This window comes from Rhodopirellula sp. UBA1907 (assembly GCF_002337565.1).
In the GTDB taxonomy this organism is placed as follows: domain Bacteria; phylum Planctomycetota; class Planctomycetia; order Pirellulales; family Pirellulaceae; genus Rhodopirellula; species Rhodopirellula europaea.
This window is the reverse complement of record NZ_DDGH01000089.1, coordinates 2,882-11,597: the sequence shown is the minus strand read 5'-3', so window position 1 is coordinate 11,597 and position 8,716 is coordinate 2,882. Positions and strand designations below refer to the sequence as shown.

Sequence of the window (8,716 nt, the reverse complement as noted above, 5' to 3'; positions counted from 1 at the left end):
GTCAATCCATTCGACCCAGACATTGAAAGACTCATTCGTCACGAAGCTCCCAAGAACGTTGAACTGATCGACCGAGTTCCCTTCGCCCAAATGCCGACGGCCTTTGCAGCGGCCAAGCTATTCGTGTCAACGGGAAGCTTGGAGCACGAAGGTTTCCCAAACGTCCTGTTGCAATCTGCCGCCTCTCACACGCCCATTGTTGCGTTGTCAGATCACGACAACTTTTTGTCGCGTTCGGGCGCGGGAGTTGATTGCAACGACTCCGTTGAAATCCTGGCACACCACATCGACAAGCAACTAAAAAGCAATGCGATCAACTGGGCGAAGGTGGACGACTACCTGGATCAACATCACAGTGCTGATCTGATCGCAAACAATTTCGCCAATTGGATTCGCTGCTCGATCGCGAACGAGCCCATCGTGCCTGCATCCACTAGCGAGACGCCCTGACCGACGCCCCGCTTCTCAAGAGAATCACTGATCAACGAAGACATGCTTCGGATTAACAGTGAGGTACCAATCCATCCAAGCTCTCTCTGCTTTGCGCAGCTCACTTTCGGTCGGTTTGTCAGGCATCTCGAATCCCTCAAATTTCCGACTGATAAATCGCAAGCCGTCTCTCGCGTACCGGCGCACTGCCAAGTCAGGATCACTGAGTGCAAAGATGAGTGCCGGCACCACTCGCATGTCGTCACTTTTGCCCAACAATCGGGCTGCAACTCGGCGAGCTTGGTAGGACTGGCTGCCTCGAACCAACCGCTCCAATCGATCCAACTGAGCACGCAACTCCTTAGGATCGGTCGCCAACTGCATGTCCTCGGGCAGCGACTTTCCTTCCAGAGCTTCATTGCCATCGTCCTCGAGAGCCGACAACAAATCCAACACCGACGCGCCAACCGGCTCACCCTTGATCTGTGAACCTTCGCGACGAATCTTGGTTGTGTCCTTGGGCAACCCCTGACCACCGGCAAGAGTACCGCTGCTGGCCGCCGCAATACTTCTCTGAGTACTCCGGATCAGAAACAAAATCGCGAAACAAGTTCCCGCAACCGACCCAGAGTGGTCATGGTCCTCAACACCCCAACCGCCCGACTTAGAATCTTGATAGCCGATTAGTTCGTCGACGCCCTGGTTGTACCAACTAGGACTCTCGTCGGGCTTCAAACCAAGTGCAATTTCCTTGAAGCTCTCGTAACGTTCCTGGGTGTAGAGCTGGTAGTAGTAGTAATCCTTAGCAGCTCGCTTGTATTCGGTGTTCGCCAAATATCGATCGGAAGCCTTGATCGCGTTGATGACCTTTTCGCTATTCACCGTCGCGCCCTTACGCCGTTCGCTGTTTGCATCTGGCACGTAGAGTTTGATTGCCTTTGGAGCACCCGGAAAGGCCGACATATCTGAGCGGCTCGTATCCCCCCAAAGCCGCAACGCATCGCCAGCGATCAGAATGCTACTCCCACCGGCATAGGCCATCGCAGGGTAAACGTCTTTCTGCCGAATGTTCGGCCTTCCTGGTCCGGGATCCTCCGCCTGGTACGGCCAACCACCACTTGGGTCTTGGACTCGAATCAACCACTTCGCGCACGCCGCGACGCGTTTGTAGTCGAGCGGAATCCCAGCGTGGTCCAACGTCCAAATGGCGAGGACACCGTATTGGGTCTGAGAAATATCCCCCGTTTTGTGGCCGATGTAACTGAATGCTCCGTTGGGGTACTGCAATTCGTACAAGAATCCTTGCAGGGTTTTCAGCTCCGATTTGTATTTGTCCTTGTCGACCTCAGCCAGCAACATGACGGCGACGGCAGTGGAATACACCTCGAAACTGATCCCGGGAACATTGCGCTTCCCACTGCGGATCACCCCAACCATCGTCTTGACCGCCGCGATGCCTTGCTGGACGACACGCGCGTTAGGATCGTGTTTCACTTTGAAGTGGGTGTAAGCAACCAAGGCACGCTCGCCCAATCCACCAGCAAATCCGCTCGTTCCGTAGTGATAGTCCTTGGGGTCGGCGTTCTCGAGGTAAACCAATCCCCGGTCGACCATGTTGACAACTTTGGTGTCAAACGGGGTGTACGCGAGAGCCGTGTTCGAATGAAGACAAATCGCAGCGAGACTTGCAAATGCCCAAAGAAGGGTCTTGAGTATCATCTAAAGCCTTTGAGCGTTCGTGTGGTGGCAGACGATGGTCGAGATCTCTCACCCGATCGTCGAGCGAGAGCATCATTTTGTGCCCGGCTGTTCGGGCTCTGACCGATTTTCTCTAGCGTTCTCGCTTTGGACACCGTGAATCGAACAAAGTGGAACGCTCGTCTTCGATCAGCGCGAAGCCAGCTTGCACCGGGTTCACATCCTTTCGAAGTGCCGGCAGAGCCGTTAAAAACTTGACCGAGTGAGTTTCATCGGTGTTCGAAGTATAACGTACGGACGTCTTTTTTTGCAACGAAAAGGGTGCTTTTCTGCTGACCGTAGAGGTTCGCTGACACCGGTGGAGACCATCGAAGCGGGGACCGGGCAGATGACACCCCCCGGTCCGCCGCGCAGCTTAAACCGACGTCTCACGCCAAAACGAAGACCGAATCGAAAGGACACGGCATTTTGGGCAACGAACAACGGGGTGATGGGATCCCTTCCTTTCCCTGGTTTTCGCTGGCGATTGGTCTTCTCGCAATTGCATTGGGCGTCCTCTGGCTGGTTCCAACCGAAGTCGTTGAAAAAACAGTCACCATCGGTGATGGAGAATCAGCTCGTGTACTGGCTGCCAAGCTACGAGAGCTGCTTCTTCCGATGTGTGTCCTCGGACTCCTCGCCTCAACGGCAAGTTGGACGCTGCGATCTCGAGCGAAATCTTTCTACGACTGTCGATTGCATTCCTGGCTCGACACTACCATCGACGACCAATCAGCAGCCCAACGTTACGCGAGCCTATCGCTGCCGGAGCACTTGTTTTGGGCAGGGTGCGCCGTCGTTGCTGTATTGGCATACGATTGGCGGACTTTGTTTTGGGGGTTCTTTGAAAGCGACGACTACTCCATGGTTGAAGTCGCGCGCAATGGAGATTTCCCTGGCTCTCTATTGTCAACACACAACGACCACGTGCTTCCGCTGCTCCGATTGGAGTATTCGGTACTGTACGAGATTTTTGGGACTAATCCATTCGCGTACAATCTAGGTGTCATCACTTCTTTATCGCTGATGCTCTACTCAGGCTGCATCCTCGCAAGGGAATGCTCGATCAATCGAATCGGCACGTTCGCTTTTCTATTCTTGTGCATCAACTGGTCCCTATGGGGCGAATTCACCGCAGGGTCGTACATCCTTCAAAAGTACATGCAGATCACCACCTGCGGGTTACTGAGTTGCTGGTCCTGGATCCGCTGGGAGAAGACACAACGATCTGGATACTTCGTCGGATGCGTGTTCGCGGTGTTGGTAGCCTGCTTGATGAACCCAAGCGGCTATTGGGTGCCATGTGCCATCCTGGTGTTCGCCGCACTCCGCTTGTTTTCACGGCACAGCCCTCACCCCGTTCGTGACACACTTCGAGACGGACGCTCACTCGCCTTCGCAGTCACTGGCGTGGTTGCACTTTCGATGGCCGTGTACCGCTACGCGTATTCGCTTCCTGGAAACAACGAATTCCTGACATTGACGGATAACCCACTCACGCTCAGCGGTTTCGTCCAACAACTCTTTGTTTTCATATCGACACTGATCGCAACAGTGTTTGTTCCGCTACCGCACCACTTCGACAAAGTGGGGCTGCTGGTGCCAGCCTTGCTTTCGTTTTTGATTGCGGCAGCAGTGTTTTTCCTTTTCGGAATCCAAGGTCTGAAGCGAGAACTGAAAGCAACAGCTGTGGCATTGGTTTTGATTCTCCTGGGGATTACGGCCATGGTGTGCTTGGGCCGTCCGATCCCGGGATTCAATTACATTGTTGCTTCGAAGTATCTTGGACCTGCCTATGTTTGGCTTTGCCTGATTGCAAGCTTTTGCATCCAGGGAATGTGGAACGCGACATCGACCGACAACCGTTCTCACTGGCGTCTTGTTCGGATCGTGTTTGGTGTCCTTGTGCTCGCGTTTTTGGCGCATGGAGCGATTGAACTGGGTGCCCGTGCCGAACTTCCCTTCTTGGACCGCGATGTGTGCCGGAACAGCAAGCTCCGCGAACAAATACGTGAGCGAAACGCCGTCAGCCGATTGCGTTCCGAGGTAGTCTCGGATTTGGAGCTAAACTCGACCCAGGATCTGCGTCTTCCAAATCTTTCGGGAGATGCAATCGCCCATGCACTTCCGGAACTAGCGTTTCCGTGGGGAGAACGGCCTTCGCTTCGAATGCTAGTACCGATGCTCGAATCCAATCCTCGCACCATCACCTGCCTGCCATTGAAGGCGTTGACCAAAGGAGATGCTATCGGTGTTTCCGATGCCACGCTTCGCGAATCGATTGCTCCTTCTTTCTTCGAGCAACTGCAGGTCAACGACCTCCTGCAAAAGATCGCGTTTGCACCTGTGGAAATTGAAATCCTTGATGGATCTGCGTTGGACAATGACGGCGAATCTCAGCACGACCAAAACTCATCTCCCAACGCAAGTCTTTCGCTAGCGATTGAAACAACCAGCGATTCTTTGCAACTCCGTGCTTCAAATGGGCCATGGAACCCGGCCAGCTATCCTATTCTTCAACTAAGGATGGCAGACAGAGCGACAATCAAATTCGACGTTGTTGTGAAAGGAGAATTCGACGTTCGTGTTTTACATCCAGTCGTGATCGACTCCGACGTAGGCTCAGAGGTCCATTTGGATTTGGCTCCGCTTTTTGAATACAGCTGTAGCGACGAAGTTAGGCTAGTTGAATTGGTCGGGGAAGAAATTGCCAAACTTTCCATCCAGAGTGCCGAATTGACCACCAAATAATGTCCGCACGTCATCACGACGCAAATCACTGTCAATCTGTGCGAGCCCCCTATCCCATTCGCAAACGATCGCCTTCTCGAAAGTCCCTCGCCCCCATAGACGCATCCAGTGACAGCTAACTCACGATCTTTGTTGCTGTACCGCCACGCGTCGAACTGGCATCCGGTTCCCAATCCATCCTCATATCGAAGGCTCACCGAGTGTCACTCCTCCGATCAAGCACTCGGCTTGCGTATCGTTCGCTTACGGGTGAGCCGCAATGAGCAATAGCACTCCAACAGAAAGACGCTCGTGGCCGCGTCGAATGCTAAATCGATTAGAAGTCGATCGGGCGACGTTTTATGCGGTCGCAACACGGTACTGGCAATTCGTGTCTGGACCAGTGACACTTTGGTTGGTGGTTCAGTTTTTCACACCTGAAGTGCAGGGTTTCTATGTAACATTCTGGTCCGTGATTGGCCTCCAAATGTTCTTCGAACTAGCGTTCCCCCAGACCATCGTGACCATGACGAGCCATATTTGGAGTCAGCTCGATCTGGACGACAGCAATCGACTGGTTGGAAAGTCTGATGCAATTTCGCGACTGACTCATCTAATGCGAATCTCGGTGGTGATGCAGGTAGTCCTTGCGTCACTCTTTGCTGCTATCGCAAGTTTCTTTGGTCTGTGGTTCTTTGCCGATGATCCGTCGGCTCAAACAATAACCTGGCGGGGCCCATGGTTGACATTGGTGGGGCTTTCTTCGATTGCATTCGCGTTGATTCCATTCTTGGCAGTGCTGGAAGGATGCGATCAGGTTCGCGAAATACACAAGCTTAATTTGGTCCGTGGCATCGCAGGCAGCCTCGTCGTTTGGATTGCCATTCCGTTGGGTGCCGCTCTCTGGATTCCCGCGATCGCAACGGCGGTGCGTTTGCTTTGTGAAATCGGCTGGATGGTGGGGAAATACCCCCGCTTCTTCACGGCTTTCGCCAAACGCCCGACGGGAGAAAGGGTTGCCTGGCGCAAAGAGGTCTGGCCATTTCAGTCGAAATTGATGTTGAAGGGTTTCTTCAACTACTTCAATGCGGATGTGATGCTTCCGGTCTTGTTCCGGTACCAAGACGCTGTCGTTGCTGGACAATTCGGCCTGACTTGGAACATTTTGCAATCGATGCGAATGGCCTGTTCATCCTGGGTGCGAACTCGCGTCCCTCGATTTGGCGTTTTGATCGCGGAGCGAAACTACAAGGAACTTGATCGAATTTATTTCCGAGTTGGAAAGATCGCTGCTAGCTTGCTAGCTCTGCTTGGCTGTGTGTTTGTCTTGGGTGTGGCTGGATTGGATTATTTCGACTTCCGCTACGCACATCGTTTTCTTCCCGTACTTCCTACGACACTGCTCATCACTGGATTGTGGACAGCATTGGTATTCGAGTTTCAATGGCTCTACCTCCATGCTCACGGCAAATCACCTTATCTAACTCTGAGTTTGATAGCTTGTTGTATCAGTGGCTTACTTATCTGGTGGGCAGGGTTCCACTATGGTGCAATTGGTGTAAGCCTCGCTTTTCTATTCATGCAGGGGATCGTCTACCTTCCGCTATCGACGGTGGGATGGTTTCATTTGCGACGACAGTGGCATCATGACGAATGAGAGCAGCGAATCAATTTCGCCAGTTCGTTTCCCGTTCAGCCACGGATCTCAAAGCCAACGGATACCCGTTCGGAAACTAACGTTGCATTCCATCAGCGCCCGTTCGCGAGCAGTTCGTCCAACGCTCAATTTCTCATTTTGCAATGGAGGCCAGGTGAGATGACGAAGCGTCGCTCCGTTGATTCACACCAACCGTCCAAACAATGGCGTTGGCGAAGCTTGCTGTGGGCTCAGTTCGTTGGGCTGGCGATTAGCATGATGCTCTGCTGGCATTCATTCGATGAAGCCCTTCCAGCCGAACAGTCTGCTCGCTTCCTGGTCGCGACCTGGAGGATTCTGCAGACATCCCTCCCTTTGGCTGTCTTGTTTGTCGCCGGTTGTGTTCTGCGATACGAGCGTTTGGCTTGCACAATGATGACATGCTGGTGGTATTGGATCTTCGTAGATCTGATCGTTCATCGGTGGACCGGAATGCATGTCGCTTCAATTGAAGCCTTCCGCCTTCTTTCCGAGAAAATGTTTGGGTTGCTGCCTTACCTGCACTTGGGCATGGCGACGCGCTTTGGAATCGGATTGGCGTTACTACTTCTACTGACCCAAATCGGACGGATTGCAACCCGAAGAGTTGCGAAGCGATGCAGCGATGCGGGGAACAACCTGAGTTCACTGGGAGCTTCAATTGCCTGGGTAGGTGCGATTTTCTTGCTCGCAATCCCCGCGTGGCTGTCTTGGCCGACTGTCCTAGCCGAGGTGCAAGCGGAACCCTCACGACATGCATTCAGCGTCATCGGTTGGCCAGCTCCCAAAAGAAACGATGTGACGGCGATCTTGGCGAACGAAGCTATTTCCCTGAAGTTGACGAATGCTGCGATTCGTCGTCGTACACAAGCATTTCGTCTGAACGTAGCAACGACTGAACCCAAGCAACGCCCCGATGTTCTGTTCATCGTGGTGGAATCACTTCGGCCAGAGTTGATTGATTTGGATGTGATGCCACATGTGAGCATTGCCGCCGAAGATGGTCTTTGGATGCAGCGGCATTTCTCTGGTGGCAACGCGAGTTCCCTGGGCCTGTTCTCACTGTTCAACGGTTTGGACGCAGTCTGGTTCTACCGATCGGATGTGAGATACGCACCAGCGATAAATCGTTTGTTTCACCAATCTGGCTATGAATGCGGTTTCTTCGGCGGAGCGGATGACTGGGCCGCATTCCAAATGGATGCCTTCGTTCGAAATGAGGTCTACGATACGTTTGAGGTGAGTGCTTATGACGGTCTGCAATCAGACCGCCGAGCAATTCAGGCAAGCGAACAGTTCTTGGCAGATCATGCCGAGCGAGGGCCGCGTTTAGCCGTTCTTTACCTGTACGCGACTCATGCCCCATTTGAGATTGACCCTCGTTTTGATCGGGATCAGCCTGCCGCATCTCGCAATTATCCCATTCCGTTCGGACCAGCCGACCGGGAACCGATCTGGAATCGCTACCGCAATTCGGCTCGGACAGTCGACCACCTGATTGCTCCGCTGCTGCAACACCCCAACCGAATCGTGGCCATCGTTGGCGATCATGGCGAGTCGTTTCTAGATGACGGAACAATCGGTCACGGGACACGCTTATCCGCTTCGCAAACCCAGACCCCAGCAATCGTCGTTGGCAGAAACGTTCCTAGGAAAGAAGTCCAAGAGTTCACAAGCCACGCCGATCTATTGCCCACCCTCTTATCGCTCTGCGACATCCAGACGAGCAATCCGACAAGTTTCGATGGTCGCGATGTGTCCAAACACATCATTCCTCCACGAGTCATCGCCATCGCGGACTACTTGCGAGAGCAAGCTTTGCTCATTTCGCACGAAACGGGTTCAACCCCCACCTTCTTTGGCCTTCAGGTCGAGATTTCCCTGCTGACGCCACATTTCCAACTGCTCGAGGCGAGAAACCGACAGGGAAATTTGCGGCAATCCTCCGTTGAAGAAACGGTTGCCCACGGTCAGATCGCACGTAAATACCTCGATCAGTCGTATCCTGAATAGCGTCTGACGCCTCGTTGCCAGCCGTAAGATGTGCAGACAAGCACCGGCCATATCTTCCCCGCTCCACCCAGGCCTCTTATCTTCTCTATTCGTCGTGTGATGTCACACACAGCTTGCAGATCCCCCCAGAAA

General features: G+C 53.3%; 5 protein-coding genes. 4 read left to right on the top strand and 1 reads right to left on the bottom strand.

Annotated features, from left to right (window positions below; genetic code table 11):
* On the top strand, window positions 1–450 hold a 450-nt coding region (locus B2R17_RS19365; protein WP_286765265.1), incomplete at its 5' end, for a glycosyltransferase.
* Between the two features lie 24 nt (window positions 451–474).
* Here B2R17_RS19365 and B2R17_RS19360 read toward each other — a convergent pair.
* On the bottom strand, window positions 475–2,148 hold the full coding sequence (locus tag B2R17_RS19360) for a hypothetical protein (protein ID WP_008671223.1): 1,674 nt from the start codon (window positions 2,146–2,148) through the stop codon (window positions 475–477).
* 714 nt (window positions 2,149–2,862) lie between these two features.
* Between B2R17_RS19360 and B2R17_RS19355 the strand changes: the two genes are divergently transcribed.
* The 3 genes from B2R17_RS19355 to B2R17_RS19345 all read left to right on the top strand — a co-directional run bounded on the left by B2R17_RS19355 (window position 2,863) and on the right by B2R17_RS19345 (window position 8,584).
* The gene (locus B2R17_RS19355) at window positions 2,863–4,917 is read left to right on the top strand and encodes a hypothetical protein (protein WP_286765264.1); all 2,055 of its coding nucleotides are present in this window, start codon (window positions 2,863–2,865) and stop codon (window positions 4,915–4,917) included.
* A 304-nt stretch (window positions 4,918–5,221) separates the two neighbouring features.
* Window positions 5,222–6,553 (top strand): lipopolysaccharide biosynthesis protein, encoded by a 1,332-nt coding sequence (locus B2R17_RS19350; protein ID WP_008671227.1) that lies wholly within the window; start codon window positions 5,222–5,224, stop codon window positions 6,551–6,553.
* Window positions 6,554–6,712: 159 nt separating this feature from the next.
* Window positions 6,713–8,584: a sulfatase-like hydrolase/transferase gene (locus tag B2R17_RS19345; protein ID WP_008671229.1), complete on the top strand. Its 1,872-nt coding sequence runs from the start codon at window positions 6,713–6,715 to the stop codon at window positions 8,582–8,584.
* Window positions 8,585–8,716 lie beyond the last annotated feature (132 nt).